Here is a 23,120-nt window from a genome sequence, read left to right on the forward strand (position 1 = left end):
GTTTTTATCCCTTCTTCTTATGTCCATTTTTTAGGAACCCTTCTTCTTATTATGTCCACTTTATGGGGTATATTTTACAGTGTTGGCATTAGTAATGCCCATAGCTTCGCCTTCAACAAGACCGATGTCCTTGCCCTTAACAAAACCAACAGCTTCGCCTTCACGCCGTTCGTCTAACAAACGAGCCTCCATAAGCATATATTCTCGCCTCACTTTCGTATCAAGTTTCAAGTAACTGATTTCATCGTCAATCTGCTTGGTAAAATCAGTAGTTACAATGTGATTATTGACGTAATCATAAAAACTTTTAAGATCCTTAGAGATTTCGCCATGCGTACCTTTGGTGTTCAAAAGCATCGTAGTTGCTTCATCAGGAAGCTCCAGCTCCAGGTTTTCCAGGCAACGCTTTTTAAAGGTGTAGACATAGTTACCCTTTTCAAAGAAATCAAAAACACAGATGAAGATGATAAATGTTGGCAGTAGCAAATCATAAGGCTGTCCCGCCTGCAGCAAATCAAAATCAAGCAGCGCCTGATAATAGCGCGAGCGTTTGGGCAGAACGTGAGTGTTCGTATTGGGATTCTTATTGTTCTTTACCTGCATCTCCAGATTATAATGCGTATTCTTGTCGTCTGCTACAATGATATCCAGGCGGATGCCGTGGCTCGTGTAGTTAGGGTCAATAGTTTTTTCTGCCTCAATGTAGTTGATGTCCGCAATCTCAATCTGCAGCAGCTCCTCCAGCAGATGCTTGCAGATGCGCTTGCGCGACATAACCTTCTTGAAGATGAAGTCGCTTTGGATTGTCAGGTTTGCAAATTTTGTTGCCAGGTCTTGCATGGTTTCTCTCCTTTCATTTTAACACAGATGTTATAAAAAATACATAAGCAGTGCAAAAACAAAAAAGAGTAGTACCCTGGCGATTAAAAAATCGTCAGTTCGTACTACTCTTAGAATGTACCAGATAAATATAAATGGCCTTGCTTAAGCTTCTGCAGAAAAGTTAGATCTGCAGGATATACTGCTTATTTTTTTGTCCGTAGGTAAGGTAGCTGGAAGCGTAATGTTACCTGCAGTTTTGGAAGAACATGGTTTAAGTTTACTTGAAATTTTGGGAAATGTCAAGAAGATATACTTTTTATGAGAGCTTCTGTTGATATGTTGAGATTTTTTGAGTATGATATAATATTTCCAGATACATATGGTATAATGCTTACACCGAAAATATTACAGAGTGTGTAGTTGTAGTTCCCCGGTGGTTCTTGGTATGGTATAATAACTGCCACCTGCTGAATATAAGTATCAAAGTTGTAGTTCCCCGGTGGTTCTTGGTATGGTATAATAAAAGAGAAATCAGCGTTATTGCAACGCAGGTTGTAGTTCCCCGGTGGTTCTTGGTATGGTATAATTTCATCAAGCTTTGGAACTCCATAAGTTAAGTTGTAGTTCCCCGGTGGTTCTTGGTATGGTATAATGAAAAAATCCAACTGTTAGAAAAACTGTTAGTTGTAGTTCCCCGGTGGTTCTTGGTATGGTATAATAATATATAATCAAAAAAAAACGGAATTACAGTTGTAGTTCCCCGGTGGTTCTTGGTATGGTATAATACAGTACAGGCGGTATAGGCTTGCATGTTGAGTTGTAGTTCCCCGGTGGTTCTTGGTATGGTATAATCCATGAATTCATCAAGGTGGAGGCGACGACGTTGTAGTTCCCCGGTGGTTCTTGGTATGGTATAATTTGCGCCGAAGACAATACATAATAAGGGAGGTTGTAGTTCCCCGGTGGTTCTTGGTATGGTATAATAATCGGCTGCTGCAGGAACAACTTGCTACGGTTGTAGTTCCCCGGTGGTTCTTGGTATGGTATAATAACAGAGTGTTACATTTAGGAGGAACTAAAGTTGTAGTTCCCCGGTGGTTCTTGGTATGGTATAATTACGTAGCAAAGTATAGTTTAAAGAAGCAAGTTGTAGTTCCCCGGTGGTTCTTGGTATGGTATAATCTTACCTCACTTTCTGATATTATTATACCTGTTGTAGTTCCCCGGTGGTTCTTGGTATGGTATAATCGTATTCTTGTTTCTGATACTATCATTGTTGTTGTAGTTCCCCGGTGGTTCTTGGTATGGTATAATGACGAATTCATATTTAATTGCTATAATATGTTGTAGTTCCCCGGTGGTTCTTGGTATGGTATAATAGACCACTGCAAAAAGCCCTTGAAGCTTGGCTTCAAGGGCTTTTTGGTATTGAGAAAAAATAATGAAAAAAGCATTAAATGAGCAGTAAAGTTAGTTTTTTAGAAAATTGAAAGCTGTTCGCAGACAAATGGTGTATCATCTTCGTGATAGTTACCAACCAATATTTCAATAGTTTCATATTGCTTTTCTGTTATGACTAATAAGCGTACAGAGCCATTATCAGGCAAAGCTGTATTTAATCTGCTGCGATGTTTTTGTACTGCATCCATGCCGTTGCAGACACGAGCATAAACCGAATATTGTACCATATGGTAGCCGTCCTTAAGCAAAAAATTACGAAACGCTGTAGCAATGCGTCTTTCTCTTTTGGTTTTGACAGGGATATCAAAAAATACCAGCATTCGCATAAATTTATTCATATGTGTGCTGCCTCAAGGCTACTAAGGTAGGAAGCAGCAGTTCCTTGGATGTTTTTTGGCAACAGCGGCTGAAGCTTTGAATCATTTTTTCAGCTGCATATGCCACAGAATGATTTTGCTGTGCTATTTTGATATCCATGTTCAAAAGATTATAGAGCTTTTGCTTAAGCTGTGGTGTTAATGCTTCAAGGGCTTGTGCTTCTTGTGCTACAAACAGGTCAACTACAGGACGGAATGGTTCTATGAAATCATCTGCCAGATTATATGCATTTAATTCGCTTTTGTGATGAATACCTTTCATGGGCAAAAAGCCATAGCTGGCAATCAGTCGTGCAATATGTCCGCGTATAATAGCATATCCGTAATTTAAGGCTGCGTTACGCAGGTCATCGTCATTGCTTCTGATAAAGTCTGGGCCAAATAGAGCTTTGAAATAAACAGCGGCAGCAACGGCTTCTGTGTTATTGCTATCTCCGCTTGTTACCTTTTTTGCCAATGAACGAAGCTGCTGTGCGACATTGTCTTGCTTATTGAATTCCAGACAACTGGCCTGATTGTTTATTTTGTACTTCACAATCTGTTGCCAGAGCTGTTTTTGTAGAGGCAGAGATAGGCTTTCCTGCAATTTAACAACACCGTATTGTCTGGCATTTTGCGCAAAAGGCATCATAATAGCGCAAGGAGTATGCTTTTCGTCGCAGACAAAAATTGTTACGCCGTCTTGCGCTAATTTGGCTAAGGTGGCAATGGTTATCGTGCTCTGATGGTTTTCAACGAGTACGGAATTAATATCTTCAATGGGAACACTGTGAGTAGTATCTGTTTTGATCAGAAGCTGCTCATTTTTTATTTTTAATTGCGCATTGCTGGCAATCATCAGATTACGATAAGCCATTTTTTATCACCTCTTAACGAAAAGGCTTGCGTACTTCCTTTTTTACTTTGGTATAGTTACCGAGAATATCGACTTGATATTTTTCAAGTTTGGAGAGTGTTTTTACTCCTAATCCTTTAACTATATATGTATTATCGTTTGTGATTATTCCGATAGCGCCGGTAGTTATATTGCTCGTCTTATAATAAACAAATTCGCTGTTTGAAGAATATATTTCAGCAAGACTGCTCTCTTTATTTACTTTGGCAAACTTAACGCTGTTTTTGTGTTCGAATTTTATTAAATCATTAGGATACAACGAGAAAATAAAGTTGTTGTCATCCATTACAGGCCAATCAGTATAGGGTTTGTAAGCAACAATTGCTTTATTTGGCAGCTCTTTTTTCAGAGTGTCTGCTATGTAAATAGGCACAAGATAATAACCGTCACCTTTGATATGGAACACATCTACACGCACCATGCTGTCATTATCGGCAACAGCGGTATTTTGCTGTACTGCGACATTTAAGGTAGATTTTTCGTATACCTTGACCTTTTTTACCAAAGGACCCGGTGTACCGTCTGCTTTTGGCTTGTAAAACGGTTCGGCAAAAGCTTTTGCCGGCTTGTTATTGTAGGCGCGTAAGCGTTCCTTTAAAGCATTGTACAGAATGGTGTCGCTTTCAGGTGCGTAATAGTTGGCGATTTCGCCTTCTTTATCAAGCTTCAGGTTTTGCAGGCTTGTTTTGCAGATTACAATACCATTATTTAGGCAGCGTGCGCTTTTGATGGTTGCCTTGTGCGCAGCACCGGTAACCTTGTGACGTGGCATGCGTGATACGAAAATCGGCTTGATGGTACTTAAATCGGTTCCGTGGTAGAAAATCAAATTAAGCTTGCGTAAAGCATCGGCTGGATTATCAGATAAACGCGCCATTAGTTCGGGACGAAAATCTTCCCATGGGTAGGGGAAACGTTTTAAGATTTCGCCGGTTAAAGAATTAACCAAAAGGCTTTCAGTGTCTGTATGCGTATATTCCAATTCATGGTATTGGGAAAAAGAAGAAAGGTCTTTAATCATCTTGTCGGTAGTACAGGCAATTACAACTGCATCTACAGCGTGATGTTTATCACCGTTTGCTCTGATTTTATTTATGCCCCATCTTTTTCGCAAATAAGCTGTAATAGTACCATTGACTGCGGTAACTCGTTTTTTCTTGCCTGTATCTGAAGGAGCGAACAGCAGATAATCATTAATGTAATTATAAAGAAAACGAGAGATAGTTTTGGTATCTTGCAGATTACGTTCTTTAAATTTATTAATATCTTCTTCCGTAATTTCACGTTTCAATAACTTCTGACGTTTTTTATAATCTTTTATATTGCTTTGCACCCAAATAATAAAATTCTCAGCTGCTTTTACACCAAATTTACTTTGGAGGTAGACAACAGGAAGTCTGTTGCCTTTGTCGCGGTTTTCATCAGAAAAAACGAGAACCTTATTTTTGAAACTGTCATCAAAGCTTATGCTGTAGGGAACGATGTGGTCAATATCTACATAACCAGGCTCAAAAAGACGGTTTATGCTTATTGCTTTCTGGCTATAGGGGCTTCTGCCATCCTGTTCTTCCCAAAGCTTTAACTTAATTAAATCCATACCGGTTGGATTTGCTTTATGGAATTCGGTGCGGATACGTTCCATGATACGCTCGTTTTTAGCTTGGTTTTCTTTATTTGTTTTATCAATTTGAGTACGTTCATCAAAGCCTTTGGCCATTTCGCGTGCTAATTCGATGTTAATATAAACAGGAGAACATTTTTGTTCTCTGATAATAGCGTTAATGACCTTAATGCTTTGAGCAATAGCTCGTCTTGCCACCGGACTGGTTATATCATCCATTTCTTCTTGGTATGCAGGTAAAAACTCCGCTTTTTGTTTATTAGTATGACCTTTGAAATCATAACCGGCAGCAGCGCATGCTTCATTGTAATTTTTACCTTCTTCAAGATAGGGATTTATTTTGCGTAAGGCTTTGAGAGAAAGATGGGCAAATTTTGATAAGCCGTTAATGCTAAGTAATGCATCAATAATTTTCTTTTCTAAGCCTAGTGCAGAAAGTTCCTCGATACGTTTGTTATCGCTTTTGTATGTGGAAAGGATCTGACCGATATTGTCGAGCTGTTCAGTTGTGAGTTTCTGCATGTCTTCTGCCAAGGCTTTTTTGATTTGATGATAGGCTTGGAGAAAATTAAATTTTGTTTTCTTTTCTATTACGTTTACAGCTTCGTTATATGTTATGGCATTGAATAACACTTTTTCGTCTAAGCCTAACGCCTTACGGATATGGGAATATCTTAAATCTGCCTTGTCGTGCGCTAATGCTATTATTTTTTTGCGCTGTTCGTTATCAAGAGCAATAGATTTTCCTTCAAGCAATAGGCGCAAATGATTAACTTTTTGCAGTAAGTTAAAGCGTTCAAAAGAATAGCTTGCTTTGGCTGCTCTATATTCACTCGGTTCAAAGGTACATTTGCCGATCATATTTGCTATCTGGTTGCCTGCATAGGGACTCGGTTCGCCGGGACCTTCATCAAATTGCCTTTGGCTTAAGAGAATAGATAAATATTTGTCTATAAAATTTTGAGTACAGATATCGTTGCCTAGAGCAAATTGCTTTTCAAGAATAGTTCTGGCTTCGGCAGCAATCATATCTCTATGCACTGTAGTAAGGTAGGTGCCACCTTTATTGCGTTTGTATTTTGAGAACAAATCATCTTTATAAAACATTTCGCCTACAGTACGATAATGGTTTTCCTGCATACGTTTTGCGTTTGCAGAAACTGCTTCTAAAAGCTGGCCTGCCTCTTTGTCATTGGTATCAGATTTTCTGTTGGATTTAAAACCACGTCTTTGCGCGAGATGTAATAAGATTCTTGTAAGCTCTGCGTTAGTTACAGAATAATCGAGGGCCTTTACGCGTAATTCGTATATATCAGAGAGATTACCATCATATAAATGCAACAGCTCATCTTTTGTTATAAGCTTGGTAGTAATCAGAAGATTTTTTATACGCTCCAAACGATGATGATGTCTGCGCAGGCGTCTGCGGATGCTGCGGGCTTCACGACGTGGCAAGGCTAAGGAGGCACCATCCTTGGGATTTTCTGCTACGTCAAAGATGCGTGAACCAAGTCGAATAATTCCCCAAGGATTTTCTTCATGATCTAACGCTAAAACGGCATAGCCGACAGATGCAATTCCGATATCAAGACCTATTGCATATTTCATTCTCAACATCCTTTCTTAGTTGGGCGTATAAAAAGATAACGCCCTGCCAGATGGCAGGGCGTTAGAGCTTTTCGGTGTGTTACCTTATCATAGTAACCCGATAATCCTTGGTATGGTATAAGGATTGATTTAAGTATAACACGTCTGCCTCAAATTGTAAATCTCAAAATAAAATATATTTTTATAATTCTAGATGAAGCTATATAAATCCTGCTATACTTATGAAAAATAACGCAATATTTTAAGCGAAAATGAAAAACAAAAAGTTAAGATATTTCATAAAGAAACTCACCTGCTGGAACAAGAATATACTGTAAGTAATAAAATACAGCAGGCAGTTCGCGACTTTAGCATTTAAAAAAATTTTACTTCGCTGTCGCCAGCATCAGCTTAATACGGTTTTCCTGATTAACGCGGGCGGCGCTGGCATCGTAATCCAATGCCAAAATGTTGGCCTCTTCAGCAATCTCCTTGATTTTGTTAATCATGCCGCGGCCTGCGATGTGGTTAGGCAGGCAGCCGAAGGGCTGAGCGCAGATGATATTGGTGTAGCCGCTGTGAACCAGCTCCAGCATTTCGGCAGTCAGCAGCCAGCCTTCGCCCATATTGTTGCCGTAGCCGATAACACCCTTGGCCATAGCCTTGGTTTCCTCATAGGTAGCGGGGGCGCTGAAGGGCGCAATACTGAGAGCCTGATGCAGGATGCCTTCCATATATTTCAAATACCACATAGCGCCTTTGTTGACACTGTATTTGAGCAGGCTACCGCCGTAGAGCTTATAGTCCGTAAGATAAGTATCAACACAGTACATGATGAAATTCATCAGACCTGGCAGCATATATTCACAGTTCTGACGCTGCAGGAAGGCTTCCAGATTGTTGTTGCCCAAAGCTGCATATTTGATGTAGATTTCACCGACAATACCAACCTTGATTTTTTCCTTATTGGTGATAGGCAAATCCGCGAATTCGTGCGCAATAGCCTTTGTGAGCTGTTTGATGGTACCCAAAGCCTGCGCCTTACCGCTCTTGAAGGCTTCGCTCAAGCGTGCCAGCCATTTTTGCGCCAGTCTGTCGGCAGCACCGTGTACAACCTCATAGGGACGTGTTTTATTCGTCAGGTACATCAGGGTATCGCCATAAACGACGGCAGCCAAAAACTTATGCAACATGGATGCATCCAGATGGAAGCCGGGTTGCTGCTCCAGACCGTTGACGTTGAGGCTGATGACAGGGATGTGCGTAAGGCCGGCTTTTTCCAAGGCCTTGCGCAGCAGATAGATATAGTTGGAGGCACGGCAGCCGCCACCGGTTTGGGTGATAATCAGCGCAGTGTGCTCCAAGTCATATTTGCCGCTTTCCAGAGCGTTTATCAGCTGGCCGATAACCAGCAGTGCCGGATAGCAGATATCATTATTGACATATTTCAGACCGGTTTCGATTACCTCGCGCCCGGTGTTGTGCAAAACCTCGGCCTTGTAGCCACAGCTTACGAGTGCTGCCTGCAGCAGTGAAAAATGCATAGGCAGCATGCCGGGTATAAGTATAGTATGCGTTTTTTTCATATCCTCCGTGAAGGGGGTAAACTTAACGTTAGCTGCTGGTAGCATATGCAAATCTCCTTTAATTATTGTCTATATCGAAAAGCTGGGCTGCGGAGAACAGACTGCGGATGCGGATTTTGGCAGCACCTAGGTTATCGATATCGTCTATTTTTATTTGTGTATAGATGCGTCCGCGTTCTTCGAGGAGGCGGCGGCATTCATCGGCCGTAATCGCATCGCAGCCGCAGCCGAAGCTGACGAGCTGAATCAGATGCATATCAGGGTTTTGAGCAACATATTCGGCTGCCGCGTACAGGCGGCCGTGATAGGTCCATTGGTTGAGCACCTGCAAATCGCGGTTGAGCTCCTTGGTCTTGATATGACTGCTTACGGCATCCTCACTGACGAGGGCAGCGCCCATGTTGGTAATCAGGCGGTCGATGCTGTGGTTGACCTTGGGGTCGATGTGATAGGGGCGGCCTGCCAGTACTACGATAGGCTTATGCAGTTCGCGTGCTTTGCTGATGATTTGCTGTCCTCTTGTCTTGACCTGCGCTTCATATTCATAGAAGGCAGTGAAGGCAGCATCAACGGCCTTGCGGATTTCGTCCTTGGTGATGTCAGGGTAAGCCTTGGCAAACATTTCCTGCAGCTTCTTGACTAGCTTCTTTTTGTGCAGCAGGCCAAGATAATCGTAAAAGAAATGGATTTCCGGCTTATTCAGCTCGCGGACGTTGGCGTGCAGTACTTCCGGGTAATAGGCTACGACAGGACAGTTGTAGCAGTTTTCCGTGCCCTGTTCATCTATATTGTAGGTCATGCAGGGATAGAAGATGTTGGTGATTCCCTGATGCAGCAACCATTTGATGTGGCCGTGCATCAGCTTGGCCGGATAACAGACGGTGTCGCTGGGGATGGTTCCCTGACCAAGACGGTAAATAGTTTTGTCTTCAATCGGACTATGGACAACCTTGAAGCCCAGGCTGGAGAGCAAAGCGTTCCAAAAGGGGAGCAGCTCATACATATTCAGGCCCATAGGTATACCCATAATGCCGCGTTTGGGTGTTTCATTAACCGGTAATTCCTTGAGCAGCTGCAGCTTCTGGCGGTACAGGTTCAGCTCATCCTTGGGTGCCATGTGGGTGATGGGGCGCTCGCAGCGGTTGCCGCTGATAAAGCGTTTGCCGCCGGCAAAGGTGTTAACAGTGAGATGGCAATGGTTATTGCACAGGCCGCAGGTCATGCCCTTGACTGTGTGGACGAATTCACCCAGCTGCTGCAGGTTGAGCAGCGTTGTCTGATGCGGTGCGTCCTTGTAGCGGCGTTGTGCGTACAGGGCAGCGCCGTAGGCTCCCATAAGGCCTGCAATGTTGGGACGGATAACGTTCAAATCCATCTCCTGCTCAAAGGCGCGCAGTACGCAGTCATTGAGGAAGGTGCCTCCCTGAACAACGATGTGCTTGCCGATGGCCTCCTTGCTGGCCGGACGGATAACCTTATATAAAGCGTTTTTTACGATGCTAATGGACAGACCGGCGCTGATGTTGGCAACGGAGGCACCGTCCTTTTGGGCCTGCTTGACGCTGCTGTTCATAAACACGGTGCAGCGGCTGCCTAAATCTACCGGCATATCTGCTTTAAGACCGATTTGTGCGAACTGCTCTGCTGTGTAGCCAAGAATTTCGGCAAAGGTCTGCAAAAAGCTGCCGCAGCCGCTGGAGCAGGCTTCGTTCAGAAAGATATTGTCGATGGCGCCGTTGTGGATTTTCAGACACTTCATATCCTGGCCGCCGATATCGAGAATAAAGTCTACCTCCGGCTCCAGATATTGGGCAGCATAAAAGTGCGCCATGGTTTCTACGATACCATAGTCAACACCAAAGCCGTGGCGAATCAGTTCCTCGCCGTAGCCGGTGACTGCACCTGCCAACAGGTGGCAGTTAGGATATTTTGTGTAGAAATCGGTAAGATAATTGCGGACGGCAACAACAGGATTACCCTTATTGCTTTGATAGAAGGAATCAAGCAATTTGCCGTCAGGACTCATAACAGCGATTTTAATAGTTGTGCTGCCGGAATCGATACCGATAAAGGCTTCGCCAGCCTCCGCAGGGGTACCTATAGCGACACTTTCTTTAGAGTGACGCATCTTGAAAACAGTATATTCACCTTCGTTTTTAAAAAGCGGCGGCAGATGCTCAAAGCTGTGCTGTGCTGCTGCTGTCTGCAGTTTGTCGGGCAGCGTGGTAAGATCCACCTCATGCTCGGCGCAGAAGGCTGCACCCATTGCTACATAAAGCAGACTGTTTTCCGGGCAGATGCCCTTGATATTCAGAATACTGTCAAAGGCATCACGCAGACAGCTCATAAAGGTGAGCGGTCCGCCAAGATACAGCACATTGCCGCTGATGGGACGCCCTTTGGCAAGACCTGTGATGGCCTGGCTGGCTACAGCGTGAAAGATGCTGGCTGCCAGGTCGCTTTTTTCTGCTCCCTGATTTAGTAGCGGTTGAATATCGCTCTTGGCAAAAACGCCGCAGCGGCTGGCGATGGTGTAGGTGTTATGTGCCTGCTGTGCCAGCTCGTTCATTTGGGGTGTTTCTACATTCAGCAGGGAAGCCATCTGGTCGATAAAAGCACCGGTGCCTCCGGCGCAGCTGTCGTTCATACGTGCGTCAAAATGGCGGCCTAAGAAGAGGATTTTGGCATCCTCGCCACCTAATTCGATAACGGCGTCGGTTCCGGGATTGAGCTTTTCGGCGCAGATTTTTTCCGCAAAAACCTCCTGCACAAACTGCAGTCCGCAGCTGTCCGCTACACCGATACCGCCGCTGCCGCTGATGGCTAGACGTGCGCTATGCAAGGTAGGGAATTTAGTCATCAATTCTTTATGTAAGGCCAGAATTTTTTCTGCTATCTGGCTGTAATGTCTTTCGTATTTATGGAATAGCAGATTGCCCGCATCGTCGAGTACGGCGATTTTAATGGTAGTACTGCCAACATCTAATCCTATCTGCATAGTAACCTCCTGCGAATATGACTTTCAGACTTGTGCCTGATGCCTGTTCACATTCTTTTTTATAATCTAGGCTGAAAATTCCTCAGTTTATATTGTAATACTTTAGCTGTAATTAGTAAAAGGTGCCAACAATATTTAAAGTAAAAAAAGTGTGAAACCTTGTGGTTTACTTTTATTGTGTTCAATATGTAGCATATATTTGCTAAGCATGTACATGATAAAAAAACTTTTTAGTAATAAATATAATAAAAAACCGTAAAGCCATATGTGGCTCTACGCATAACAAAAGGACTGCGCTAAGACTGTAGCAGTCGGAAGCGCAGTCCTTGCTTATCTAAATTATAGCAAAGATTTTGTGAAAAAGTTGTGATTTTATAGCTCTTAGAATGTTCCCTGCACCAGCTGGGCAATGTTCTTGGAATGATCGGATACACGCTTCATATTAATCAGCAGCTCCATCATAACAAAGCCTGCAGTAGGATTGCAGATATGTTCGTTAAGGCGCGTGATATGATTCTTACGGATTTCCTTCTGGTATTGCTTAACCTCACGGCACAGACGCACAGCGTCCTCCGCAATAACCTTATCATTTTTCTCTAGGGCCTCCAATGAACGTCCGGAGGCACGCAGTACCATTTCGCTGAGCTGCAGCAGCTCGGCCTTAGCCTCATCAGAGAATACCACGTCCTCCTCAACAAGCTTGCGTGCGCGTTTAGCCAATGTTTCACCATGGTCACCGATACGTTCGATATCCGTGCAGGCGTGCAAAAGACCGGTGTGGCGTGTCGTCAGGCTTTCACTCATTTCTGCGGAGCTCATCTGCGTCAGGTAGTCGGTAATATCTCGCTCCAACGCATCGACAACAGGCTCGTGCTCCAGAACATATTTTACCTTGTCGGCATCAAAGCTTTGAATAGCCTCCATGCCAAGACGCACGTCCTTGCGTGCCAGCTCGCCCATACGCACAACCTCTTTGACAGCAAGGCTGATGGCGATAGAGGGAGTGTTCAGCATATTTTTGTCAAGATAAACAGGGCGCATGGAGATGATTTCTGCCTTGCCGGGCACAATCTTTTCTACCAGCTTGATGAAAGGGTTAACAAAGGGCATAAAGAGCAGCGTGTTCAAAATGTTGAACGCCGAGTGCGCATTCGCAATCTGACGCGCTATGTCGCCGTCAGGTGATACGAGCAGCACGAATTTAATGAAGAACGGCATCAAGATTACGAAAATTATACTGCCGATAACATTGAACATTACGTGAGCTGCAGCTACACGCTTAGCCGTAAGGTTAGCACGCAGCGAAGCGAGTACGGCAGTAATACATGTACCGATATTGTCGCCGAGCAGTACAGGAATCGCACCCTCCAGCGGAATCAGTCCCTGACCGGCCATAGCGATAAGAATACCGATGGTAGCACTGCTGGACTGAATCAGTACCGTCATAATCATACCGATACCGATGCCAAGCAACGGATTGCTGGAGAAAACCTCGATGAAATGCACAAAGCCGGGATAGTTACGCAGAGGCATAACCGCCTTGCCAATCATATCCATGCCCAGCATCAAAATACCGAAGCCCAGCATAACCTGGCCAAGATATTTGGTGCGGCTTTTTCTCGCCAGCAGCTGCATCAAAAAGCCGATGAAGATTAAAATTGTGATATAGTCGGAAAGCTTGAAGGCGATGAGCTGTGCCGTCATAGTGGTACCGATGTTGGCACCCATGATAATGCCGAAGCCCTGCTTCAGCGTGAGCAGGCCCGCATTTACCAGGCCTACGGTCATAACGGTGGTAGCACCGCTGGCCTGCAGCACTGCAGTAACAACTGCGCCCAACAGAATGCCCATGGCGAGCACACCGGTCATGGCCTCTAAAATCTTTTGCAGCTTGGCGCCGGCAGCCTTTTGCAGACCGTCACCCATCAGCTGCATACCATACATAAATAAGGCGATACCGCCTAAAAATGCCAAGAAATAAGCAAGCATAAAAAATAAGTCCCCTTTTTTAATTTGTATGCATCCATGATTGCTGTAAAAACAGCATATACCTATACTTATTATACTCGAAATTTTATGATGTTAAAAGTGCGTAAGGAACTTTACATAAATTTTACATTAATCAAAATGCTTTCAAAATAAAAAAATACACCGCACATTTCGGACAGTGCGGTGTATTTAAGGAGAGGTGTATGATGAAAAGATATGTTTAGGAGAGTTGCTTTATAAGAGTCATGGCTTCATCTACCGAAAGCGTGCTGCCGACAGCAACTAACTTTTCGTCGATGACTAAAGCGGGGAAGGCCATAACTCCATAGGCTACTACCTTTTGGAATTCGGAAACTTTTTCAAACTCAGCCTTAACCTTGAGCTTCTTTAAAGCAATAGCAGTATTCTGCAACAGCAGCTCTGCCTGCTTAGTCATGGGGCCAAGAATTTTAACGTGCATTGAAATCACCTTTCTTTGCTTGCCTTGTTCAATAGGTTCCTTTCATCCTCGAGTATTATTGTAACAAACATATATGACAAAGGTAGGTGTAATCTGTGAATTAATTTAGAAACCTTTATCTGATTACTTTAAAATTACTTTTAAGAAGGATTTCAGACGTTCGTTTTTAGGGTTAACAAAAATTTCTTCCGGACTGCCCTGCTCCTGCACATGACCGTCAGCCATGAAAACAACCTTGGTAGCAACCTCACGGGCAAAGCCCATTTCATGTGTTACGACTACCATGGTCATTTTTTCGTCTGCCAGCTCGCGCATAGTGCGCAGTACTTCACCAGTCAGCTCCGGATCCAGAGAAGAGGTAGGCTCGTCAAAGAGCATGATGGCAGGCTTCATTGCCAGAGCGCGGGCGATAGCTACACGCTGCTGCTGGCCGCCGCTGAGCTTACGCGGATAAACATCGCGCTTGTCGGAAAGTCCGACCTTCGCCAGTAAAATCTCTGCTTCCTTGATTACTTCTGCTTTATCGCGCTTTTGTACGTTGACAGGTGCTTCAATAAGATTTTCCAGAACAGTCATATGCGGAAAAAGGTTGAACTGCTGGAATACCATGCCCATTTTGCAGGCAATGCGGCGGACATCATTGTTCTTGACATATTCCGTGCCACCGGAGGTTTCACGGCACAGCTCTTCGCCGTCGATGGTGATGCTGCCCTTATCAATCGTTTCCAGCTTGTTGAGGCAGCGCAGCAGGGTGCTTTTGCCGCCGCCGGAAGGTCCGATAACGGCAACAACCTCGCCCTCGTTTACTTCCAGGTCGATGCCCTTGAGTACTTCCAGGTTATTGAATTTTTTCCAGATATTGGTTGCTTTGATTTTAGTTGTCATGTTGGTTACTCCTCCTATTGGTCATATCTGGAGAAGCGTTTTTCCAGACGTTCAAAAACAAGGGTTAAAATCAGAGTTGCCAGCAGGTAGAAGACAGCTGCAACGATGAAGGGAGTGATAGAAAAGTCGCGCTGTACCAGATTACGTGCGGTACGCATCAGATCGTTCATCGCCAGAACGTATACCAGGGAGGTATCCTTTACCAGAGTAATGGTTTCGTTGCTGATAGGCGGCAGGATAATGCGGATAACCTGCGGCAGAATAATGCGGCGCATGGTCTGCACGTAGTTCATGCCCAAAGTGTGCGCTGCTTCGTATTGGCCTGCAGGAATTGCCTGGATGCCGGCGCGGAAGATTTCACAGAAGTAGGCAGCGTAGTTTAATACAAAGGCTACGATGGCCGATTCAAAGTCCGGCAGGCGAATGCCTACGGACGGCAGTACGAAGTAAACGAAGAAAATCTGCAGCATCAGCGGGGAGCCACGCAGAATCCAAACGTAGCCGCCGATGAGGGCCTGTAGGGGTTTAATGCCGGAAACACGGCCAAGGCTGAGCAGAATGCCCAAAGGAATGCTCAGGACGATGGTGATAATAAAAACTTGAAATGATACCAGGCAACCATCAATCATCTGAGGAATGATATTTAAAACGTAATCCATAAACTATTTCTCTCCATATAATTATAATATGGGCTGCCGCTAAATGCGACAGCCCTCAAGTGATAACAAATTAATATTTTGTGATATCTGCGCCCATCCATTTTTCGGAAATCTTTTTGCAGGTACCGTCTTTTTTCATTTCGTCCATAGCTTTGTCGATGCGGTCTTTGAAGTCTTTGTCATCCTTACGGAAGGCAACTGCTACAACCTCATCTCCCATGGTCTGTTCAAGAATTCTGTAGGCACCGGGTTTCTTTTTGTCATAATAGCCGCGAGCAAGAACTGCGTCTACGATAGCAGCATCAACACGTTTGTTGTCTATTTCCATGTAAATAGCTGCGAAGTCGGGATATTTGCGAACTTCCTTCATGGAAGCTGCCAGCTCTTTGTGTGCAGGCTGCTCGAGGAGGTAAGAGCCGGTGCTGTCATCCTGCACTGCTACGACTTTACCTTTTAAATCTGCAATAGTTTTAATCGGAGAATCCTTAGGAACAACAATCAGCTGGGCGTTGGTGATGTAAGGCTTGGACATGCCATATACCTTTTCACGCTCCGGGTTAACAGTGAAGCAGTTCCAGATAGCATCAATGCGTTTCGATTTGAGCTCTGCTTCTTTTGCACCCCAGTCGATAGGCTTGAATTCTACTTCCATGCCGGCACGTTTGCAGGCTTCGCGTGCAAGGTCAATATCCATGCCGACGATTTCATTCTTTTCATTGCGGTAACCCATAGGAGCGAAGTTATCGTCCAGGCCGATTACCATTTTTTTCGGGCCATCGCTGCCGCAGCCGGCAACCATCATGAGCATCATCATCAGGCCCATTACTAAAGCAACTAATTTTTTCATTTTCCACACCTCATTTGTTAATTAGCATTTAACTATGTACCCATTATACTTTAGTATGCTAAATTTGTAAAGTACTAAACGCAAAATTTTTTTAGAAATTGCAGTAAGGTAAGAAATAAGCTCCCACAGAAGTCTGCGGGAGCTTTTGTGCTATACTTTGGCAAATCAGAATGCCGGAGTAATGGAGCCTTTGAAGTGATCCTCAATGAATTTTTTGTTTTCAGCGGAGGTGTAAATCTTCTTCAGCTGTTCAATGCGCGGATCCTTTTCGTTAGCCTTGGTGGTTACGAAGATGTTGACAAACGGGTTGTCAGCGCGTTCAATCAGCAGGCTGTCCTTAGACGGGTTCAGCTTGGCAACCAGTGCATAGTTGGCATTGATTACGGCAATATCAAGGTCGCCCATTGCTTTAGGAATAGAAGCAGCGTCCAGCTCTTGAATCTTGTAGTTTTTCGGATTCTTGGTGATGCTTGCTACAGAGGTGGAAACATCGTTTTTATCCTTAACTTCTATGAAGCCTTTGTCAGCCAGAACCAGAAGTGCGCGAGCACCGTTGGACGGATCGTTAGGAATGCCGATGGTTGCGCCTGCCGGGATATCCTCAACCTTTTTATATTTGGTGGAATAGATAGCCATCGGGAAGTTTACGGTTTTGAAAGCTTCAACCAGCTCGAATTTAGGCTCTTTTTTCAGAGTTGCTGCCAGATACGGAGCATGTTGCATGGAGTTGGCAAACAGCTCGCCCTGTGCCAGGGATACGTTCGGGGTTACATAGTCGGAGAATTCGACTACTTCGATTTTCAGGCCTTGTTTTTCAGCCAGCTTTTTAACGTTGTCCATGATTTCAGCGTGCGGACCTGCGGTTACGCCGATTTTAACAGGTGCGTTCGGGTCAGCCTTTTTATCGGCTGCTTTGTTGTCGCCACCGCAGCCTGCGGCGATGATGGTCAGTGCGCAGAGCGCAACGGTGAGTAAAAGTTTGGTAATCTTCTTCATAAGTTGTTCCTCCCTAAAATAATGGTGGTCTGCTGTCAGACAGCAGCGGCTTTTTTCTTTATTACGTCGATGAAACTCGCTTCATCGTTGTAAACCCTCATTTGGCCTGTAGATTACAGTTTGTTTTTGTTAAGCTTTTTGGATGCGTAGTCGCCTAAGGATTGCATTGCCTGTACCATGACAATGAGCACGACAACGGTGGCAATCATAACATCCATCTGGAAGCGCTGGTAGCCGTAGCGGATTGCCAGGTCACCAAGACCGCCGCCGCCTAAGGTGCCGGCCATTGCGGAATAGCCGATTAAGCTGATGATGGCAAGCGTTACGCCCAGTACGATGGAATGCATTGCTTCGGGAAGCAGTACCTTAGTGATAATCTGCATCGGGCTTGCCCCCATAGCCTGTGCTGCTTCGATAATGCCGGGGTTGATTTCCAGCAGAGAAGATTCAATGATACGTGCAATGAACGGTGCTGCGGAAATAGTCAGCGGCACAATTGCTGCGGTAGTACCGATGGAAGAGCCGACAATCATACGTGTCAGCGGAATAATTGCTACCATTAATATAATGAAAGGAGTGGAACGTGTTGCGTTGACAATCGCGCCCAGAATAGTGTTAAGCGGCTGGTTCGGCAGGATGTGGTCCTTGCGGGTTACGGTAAGGATTACGCCCAGCGGAATGCCGATTAAAGTGGAAAGTGTGGTAGAAGCGAAAACCATGTAGCAGGTTTCCCAAAAGGATTTTATTAAAAGGTCAATCATATCAGGACTCATAGCCAATTACCTCCGTTTTCAGATGCTGCTGATGCAGATATTCCAATGCATTTTTAATGCGCTCGCGGTTACCGGAAATCTCAATCAGCAGGGTGCCGAAGAGGACATCCTTCAGCTGGTCGGTATTACCGGAAATAATGCTTACGTCAACATCAAAATGTTTTACCATGCCGGAAATAATAGGCTCGCTGGCACTGTCACCGATGAAGGAGATACGTACCAGCAGCTTGCTGCCATCGGTATAGGTATCGCTTAATTTCATCTGCTTAACGATGTCAGGCAGCTCGGCGTTGATAACGCTCTTGGTAAATTCCTTGGTAGTGGGATGCTGCGGATTGGTGAAAACATCAATCATCGGGCCTTCTTCAATGATGTCGCCGCTTTCGATAACAGCAACGCGGTCACAGATAGTTTTTACAACCTCCATCTGGTGTGTAATAAGCACGATGGTCAGATTCATCTTTTTGTTGATGTCCTGCAGCAGATGCAGAATAGATTTGGTAGTCTGCGGGTCGAGGGCGCTGGTTGCCTCGTCGCACAGCAGTACCTTAGGATTGCTTGCCAGGGCGCGGGCAATGCCTACACGCTGCTTTTGGCCGCCGGATAACTGACTGGGATAGTAGTTGGCACGGCTTTCCAGCTGTACCAGCTCCAGTAACGGGCGAACGCGCTTATCAATTTCGCTCTTGCTCAGACCTTGGATTTCCAGTGGAAAAGCGATGTTATCATAAACAGTACGACTTGCCAGCAGGTTGAAGTGCTGGAAAATCATGCCGATGCTTTGACGTGCTTTACGCAGCTGTGCTTCGCTCATGGCGGTCAGCTCCTGGCCGTCAACGAATACCTGGCCTGCGGTCGGTTTTTCCAGCATATTGATGCAGCGCACCAATGTGGATTTGCCGGCACCGGAAAGACCGATGATGCCGAAAATTTCGCCAGCCTTGATGCTCAGGCTTGTTTTGTGCAGAGCATGGATGTCGCCGGCTTTGCTGTAGTAGGTTTTTTCTACATTAACTAGTTCTATCATTCTTGTGTTCCTTTCTAATGTGACCGCAAGTTTCAGCAGTCCTTATTTTAGTGTGAGAGATTATTTTCCAATAGAAGTCAGCGGATGCTGCTTGAGAGTCGCATTCTCCGGTGTACGTCTGTCGCCGGGTGATTGACGGCCGGCGTAAAAAAAATCCTTCACCGGCACGGCGAAGGATACGTTGCATCTGTAATCTTCATCTGCCGGAATTATCCGTTGGAATTGGCACCGTTCACTGATGTGTGGTTGCCGTAGCTTCATCGGGCCAGTCCCTCAGCTACTCTTGATGAAATCTCTGTTAAGTTGGAATGAGATAATCATACATCTATTTTAAGTTGTTGTCAACAGTTTTGTGTAAAATTTACGAAAAAACTGTAAAGCTGTAAAGCTGCGTCCAATGGAATTCGGGAATTTCTCAAATTATATCAAAATACTAGGTAATTGTAAAGCGAAATGCGAAATTTTTTACAAAACTTGCGGAAAAAAGATTTTTTGTAAATTTTTCTTGACTTTCGTAAGATAAAGTATTAAAGTATTTTTACGAGTTAGTGAGTTAAAGTACTATCGTTATATGCACGTAACGCACAGGAGGAAACTAAAAAATGGCAGCAAATATTCATGATCATTTAACAGACCAATTATTCAAAGCGATTCTCAGCTTAAAGGATGAGGAGCAATGCTATAAATTTTTTGAGGATATCTGTACTATCAGCGAGCTGAAGGCCATGGCACAGCGCCTGGAGGTGGCGCGCATGCTGGATGAGGGCTGTATCTATGAAACTATCGTAGAGAAGACCGGTGCCAGCACCGCAACCATTTCACGCGTTAAGCGTTGTCTTGTTTACGGCGCTGATGGTTATAATTCAGTCATGCAAGTTATAAAAGAGGGGAAGAAAGAAGATGACTAATAAGGTATACCAGGTTCCCTACGGAACCAAGGATATTCTGCCGGGAGAGATGAAGACACGCCGCGGAATTGAAAATGCAATTATCAACGTTTTTGACAAATGGGGCTATGATGAGGTAAAAACACCCGATTTTGAATATGTTGAGACCTTCGGCGCTGCCGGTTCCAAAGGTGACTTTCGTTTCTTTGATCGCAGCAATAATCTGTTGGCACTGCGCAATGATATGACGGCACCGATTGCCCGCTTGACAGCAACACGCTTGCAGGGCGGCGAAAAGATTAAACGTCTTTGCTATCTGGCAAATCTTTACCGTTATGAAGAAATTCAGGCGGGACGTCAATGCGAATTTGAACAGGCCGGCGTAGAAATGCTGGGTGCCAGCGGCGCTGCTGCCGATGCCGAGGTTATTGTGCTGGCAGCTGAAGCATTGCAGGCTGCGGGCTTGCAGAAGTTCGCTATCAGCCTGGGCCACGTTGATTTCATCAATGGTCTGGCGGAGGAAGCAGGCTTCGATAACGCGCAATTGCAACAGCTGAAGGATTGCCTGCGCCGTCATGATGCTGTGGGCATGCAGCAAATGGCAGATGCGATGGAAAATATCCGTCCGGAAATCAAGCAGCTTTTTGCCGATTTCCTCTTCCTGCAGGGCGGCATAGAGCTTTTGGACAAGGTTGCTGCAATAGTAACTAACGCCAAGTGCCAAGGCGCGCTGAATGATTTGCGCAAAATCTATAAGCTGGTGGAGGCTTACGGTGCAGCAGGTTATTTGAGCTTTGATCTTGGCTTATATCGTTCGCTTGACTATTACACGGGCATGCTTTTTGAAGTGTATCTGCCGGAAATGGGTTATCCGGTGGCCGGCGGCGGACGCTACGATAAGATGATGCAGCGCTTCGGCCTGGGATGCCCGGCAACAGGCTTTGCCGTTGGCGTGGACCGTGTACTGCTGGCTTTGGAGCGCAACGGCGCTGCTACCAATAACCGCACCTGGGACGTGCTGGTAGCCTGGAGCGAAGGCAAGCTGCCGGAGGCAATTGCCAAAGCGACAGCATTGCGCCGCGAAGGCCGCAGCGTGAAGCTGCTGACTGAGGCTGCGGACCTGCAGGGAGCAGCGCTCGCAGTAAAGGAATATGGCTGTAAATCGTTAGTATATGTAGAATAAGCTTAACAGAAAAACATTAGACGCATTAAGCTTATAGCTGGGAAATATAGAGGGGTATTTTTATGGACGAATACATTACTATAGCATTGCCGAAGGGCAAGCTGTTCGATAAGTCTGTACGCCTGCTGGCGAAGGTAGGCTACAGCGCCGAAAACGTTACCGAGGATTCGCGCAAGCTGGTTATCAGCAACGAGGAAACCAAGGTGCGCTTCATTATTGCCAAAACCGTTGATGTGCCGACGTATGTTGAATACGGTGCGGCAGATATCGGTATCATCGGCAAGGATGTGCTGCTGGAGCAGGATAAGGACGTAGTGGAGCTTTTGGATTTGGGCTTTGGCCGTTGCCGCCTGATGATGGCAGTGCCGGAGGCTAAGCGACGCGCCAAGCTGACGGATTACGCTCACCTGAGGGTAGCAACGAAGTATCCTAACTGCGCCAAGGCTTATTTCAATAAGCTGGGCATTCAGACAGAAATCGTCAAGCTCAACGGCTCGATTGAGTTGGGCCCTATCGTAGGCCTGAGCGAAATGATTGTAGATATAGTAGAAACAGGGCGTACCCTGAAAGAAAATAAACTGGCGGAGGTTGATTCTGTTTTTACCGCTACCGCCAGACTGATTGCTAACCGCGCCAGCTTTAAGCTGAAATTTGCGCGCTTGCACAAGCTGGTTGAGGATTTACGTATTGTTTTAAATGAGGAGGAAAAATAAAATGCAGGTTACAGACGCAAGAAAGATGAGCGCAGCAGAGATTGCTGCTTTAATGAAAAAGAAGGCTTTTGACGAGGTAGAATTATCCCCGCGCATTCAGGCAGGCACGGATGCTATGTTCGGCAGACACATGACGGCAGCACAGGTTGTTGACCAGATTGTCGCTGATGTGCGCAAAAATGGTGACGAAAGCCTTTTTTACTATACTAAGCTGATTGACCGCGTAGAGCTGACGCCGGAAAATATCCGCGTAACCGAGGAAGAATTTGCGGAAGCGGAAGCTATCGTCAAACCGGAAGTAAAGGCTGCTTTGGAGCGTGCTATTGCTAACGTAATGAAGTTCCATGAGGAGCAGATGCCGAAAACCTGGCTTACGAACCGTCCTTACGGTTCACTGCTGGGCCAAAAGGTTACCCCGGTTGATTCCGTCGGTATTTATGTTCCCGGCGGCACTGCTGCTTATCCTTCGTCTGTAATGATGAATGCCTGCCCGGCAAAGGTAGCAGGCGTTCCCCGCATTGTGATGGCCGTACCGCCCGGAAAGGACGGCAAGGTTAATCCGAATGTACTGGTAACGGCAAAATTAATCGGTGTTACCGAAATTTATAAAATGGGCGGCGCACAAGCAATTGCTGCACTGGCCTTTGGCACCGCAACCGTACCGAAGGTAGAAAAAATCACCGGCCCCGGCAATATCTTCGTAACCTTGGCTAAAAAAGCCGTTATCGGTCATGTTGATATTGATATGCTTGCCGGTCCGAGCGAAATCCTGATTGTAGCAGATGACAGCGCTAACCCGACTTATCTGGCAGCAGACCTGCTGAGCCAGGCAGAGCATGATCCGCTGGCCTGCGCTATTCTGATTACCGACAGCGAGCGCGTGGCTAACGCTGTGGGCGAGGAAATCGAAATGCAGCTGGCACAGCTGCCGCGTAAGGAAATCGCCGGTACCTCTCTGCAGCAGGCAGGCAAGATTATCCTTGCCAAGGATATGCCTACCGTTATCGAAATGGCAAACTTGTCCGCACCGGAGCACTTGGAAATCATGACAAAGGCACCGTTTGAAATTATGCCGTATATCCGTAATGCCGGCGCAATGTTCCTGGGTGCTTATTCACCGGAGCCGCTGGGCGATTACTATGCAGGACCGAACCACGTTCTGCCGACAGGCGGTACGGCGAAATTCTATTCCGTACTGAACGTAGAAACCTTTATGAAGAAAACAAGCATTATTGCCTACACTGCTCCGGCATTGATGGCTGCTGCCGACGATATTATTACCTTGGCTGAAGCAGAGGGACTGCAGGCTCATGCCAACGCTATCCGTAAACGTGTGGGTAAATAAGGAGGCAGA

18 protein-coding genes, 1 CRISPR repeat array and 1 riboswitch are annotated in these 23,120 nt (G+C 45.4%); of the genes, 4 read left to right on the forward strand and 14 right to left on the reverse strand.

The genetic code is table 11. The annotated features are described in order from the left end of the window. Positions 1-60: 60 nt before the first annotated feature. The 14 genes from Q0G26_RS06205 to Q0G26_RS06270 all read right to left on the reverse strand — a co-directional run bounded on the left by Q0G26_RS06205 (position 61) and on the right by Q0G26_RS06270 (position 18,983). On the reverse strand, positions 61-840 hold the full coding sequence (locus tag Q0G26_RS06205; RefSeq protein ID WP_293829200.1) for an Rpn family recombination-promoting nuclease/putative transposase: 780 nt from the start codon (positions 838-840) through the stop codon (positions 61-63). 335 nt (positions 841-1,175) lie between these two features. Further along, positions 1,176-2,201: direct repeats of the CRISPR family, unit length 36 nt; unit sequence GTTGTAGTTCCCCGGTGGTTCTTGGTATGGTATAAT. Positions 2,202-2,300: 99 nt separating this feature from the next. Then, positions 2,301-2,621: a CRISPR-associated endonuclease Cas2 gene (gene cas2 / locus Q0G26_RS06210; protein ID WP_293829201.1), complete on the reverse strand. Its 321-nt coding sequence runs from the start codon at positions 2,619-2,621 to the stop codon at positions 2,301-2,303. Beyond that, a complete protein-coding gene (gene cas1, locus Q0G26_RS06215) occupies positions 2,614-3,516 on the reverse strand; it encodes a type II CRISPR-associated endonuclease Cas1 (RefSeq protein ID WP_293829202.1) in 903 nt (300 codons plus the stop codon). Before cas1 ends, cas2 begins: the two co-directional genes overlap by 8 nt. Before the next feature lie 13 nt (positions 3,517-3,529). Further along, positions 3,530-6,784 carry a type II CRISPR RNA-guided endonuclease Cas9 gene (gene cas9 / locus Q0G26_RS06220; RefSeq protein ID WP_293829203.1) on the reverse strand — a complete coding sequence of 1,085 codons (3,255 nt, stop codon included), beginning with the start codon at positions 6,782-6,784 and terminating at the stop codon, positions 3,530-3,532. Positions 6,785-7,149: 365 nt separating this feature from the next. Beyond that, a complete protein-coding gene (locus Q0G26_RS06225) occupies positions 7,150-8,349 on the reverse strand; it encodes a 2-hydroxyacyl-CoA dehydratase (RefSeq protein ID WP_293829204.1) in 1,200 nt (399 codons plus the stop codon). A 58-nt stretch (positions 8,350-8,407) separates the two neighbouring features. Beyond that, positions 8,408-11,347 carry an acyl-CoA dehydratase activase-related protein gene (locus Q0G26_RS06230; protein WP_293829205.1) on the reverse strand — a complete coding sequence of 980 codons (2,940 nt, stop codon included), beginning with the start codon at positions 11,345-11,347 and terminating at the stop codon, positions 8,408-8,410. A gap of 381 nt (positions 11,348-11,728) precedes the next feature. After that, entirely contained in the window at positions 11,729-13,336 is a 1,608-nt protein-coding gene (locus Q0G26_RS06235; protein WP_293829206.1) for a Na/Pi cotransporter family protein, read from the reverse strand. A 220-nt stretch (positions 13,337-13,556) separates the two neighbouring features. After that, complete coding sequence (locus Q0G26_RS06240) at positions 13,557-13,796, reverse strand: thioredoxin family protein (protein ID WP_009146386.1); 240 nt, start codon at positions 13,794-13,796, stop codon at positions 13,557-13,559. Between the two features lie 123 nt (positions 13,797-13,919). Next, positions 13,920-14,681 (reverse strand): amino acid ABC transporter ATP-binding protein, encoded by a 762-nt coding sequence (locus Q0G26_RS06245; RefSeq protein WP_293829207.1) that lies wholly within the window; start codon positions 14,679-14,681, stop codon positions 13,920-13,922. A 14-nt stretch (positions 14,682-14,695) separates the two neighbouring features. Continuing rightward, entirely contained in the window at positions 14,696-15,340 is a 645-nt protein-coding gene (locus tag Q0G26_RS06250; RefSeq protein ID WP_293692675.1) for an amino acid ABC transporter permease, read from the reverse strand. Positions 15,341-15,410: 70 nt separating this feature from the next. After that, a complete protein-coding gene (locus Q0G26_RS06255; RefSeq protein WP_293829208.1) occupies positions 15,411-16,187 on the reverse strand; it encodes an amino acid ABC transporter substrate-binding protein in 777 nt (258 codons plus the stop codon). 165 nt (positions 16,188-16,352) lie between these two features. Next, positions 16,353-17,183, reverse strand: a complete 831-nt coding sequence (locus Q0G26_RS06260) for a MetQ/NlpA family ABC transporter substrate-binding protein (RefSeq protein ID WP_293829209.1) — start codon at positions 17,181-17,183, stop codon at positions 16,353-16,355. Between the two features lie 113 nt (positions 17,184-17,296). After that, positions 17,297-17,956: a methionine ABC transporter permease gene (locus Q0G26_RS06265; protein WP_293829210.1), complete on the reverse strand. Its 660-nt coding sequence runs from the start codon at positions 17,954-17,956 to the stop codon at positions 17,297-17,299. Continuing rightward, entirely contained in the window at positions 17,946-18,983 is a 1,038-nt protein-coding gene (locus Q0G26_RS06270; protein WP_293829211.1) for a methionine ABC transporter ATP-binding protein, read from the reverse strand. Before Q0G26_RS06270 ends, Q0G26_RS06265 begins: the two co-directional genes overlap by 11 nt. Positions 18,984-19,176: 193 nt before the next feature. Next, a riboswitch (SAM riboswitch) is annotated at positions 19,177-19,276 on the reverse strand. 309 nt (positions 19,277-19,585) lie between these two features. Here Q0G26_RS06270 and Q0G26_RS06275 point away from each other — a divergent pair. The 4 genes from Q0G26_RS06275 to hisD all read left to right on the forward strand — a co-directional run bounded on the left by Q0G26_RS06275 (position 19,586) and on the right by hisD (position 23,111). After that, on the forward strand, positions 19,586-19,891 hold the full coding sequence (locus Q0G26_RS06275) for a YerC/YecD family TrpR-related protein (protein ID WP_021719150.1): 306 nt from the start codon (positions 19,586-19,588) through the stop codon (positions 19,889-19,891). Beyond that, positions 19,884-21,053 carry an ATP phosphoribosyltransferase regulatory subunit gene (hisZ, locus tag Q0G26_RS06280; protein ID WP_293829212.1) on the forward strand — a complete coding sequence of 390 codons (1,170 nt, stop codon included), beginning with the start codon at positions 19,884-19,886 and terminating at the stop codon, positions 21,051-21,053. The genes Q0G26_RS06275 and hisZ overlap by 8 nt, the downstream gene beginning before the upstream one ends. 62 nt (positions 21,054-21,115) lie before the next feature. After that, positions 21,116-21,766, forward strand: a complete 651-nt coding sequence (gene hisG, locus Q0G26_RS06285) for an ATP phosphoribosyltransferase (protein WP_293829213.1) — start codon at positions 21,116-21,118, stop codon at positions 21,764-21,766. A 1-nt stretch (position 21,767) separates the two neighbouring features. After that, a complete protein-coding gene (gene hisD / locus Q0G26_RS06290; RefSeq protein ID WP_293829214.1) occupies positions 21,768-23,111 on the forward strand; it encodes a histidinol dehydrogenase in 1,344 nt (447 codons plus the stop codon). Positions 23,112-23,120 lie beyond the last annotated feature (9 nt).

The sequence above is a fragment of the uncultured Phascolarctobacterium sp. genome (assembly GCF_934190775.1).
Taxonomy (GTDB): domain Bacteria; phylum Bacillota; class Negativicutes; order Acidaminococcales; family Acidaminococcaceae; genus Phascolarctobacterium_A.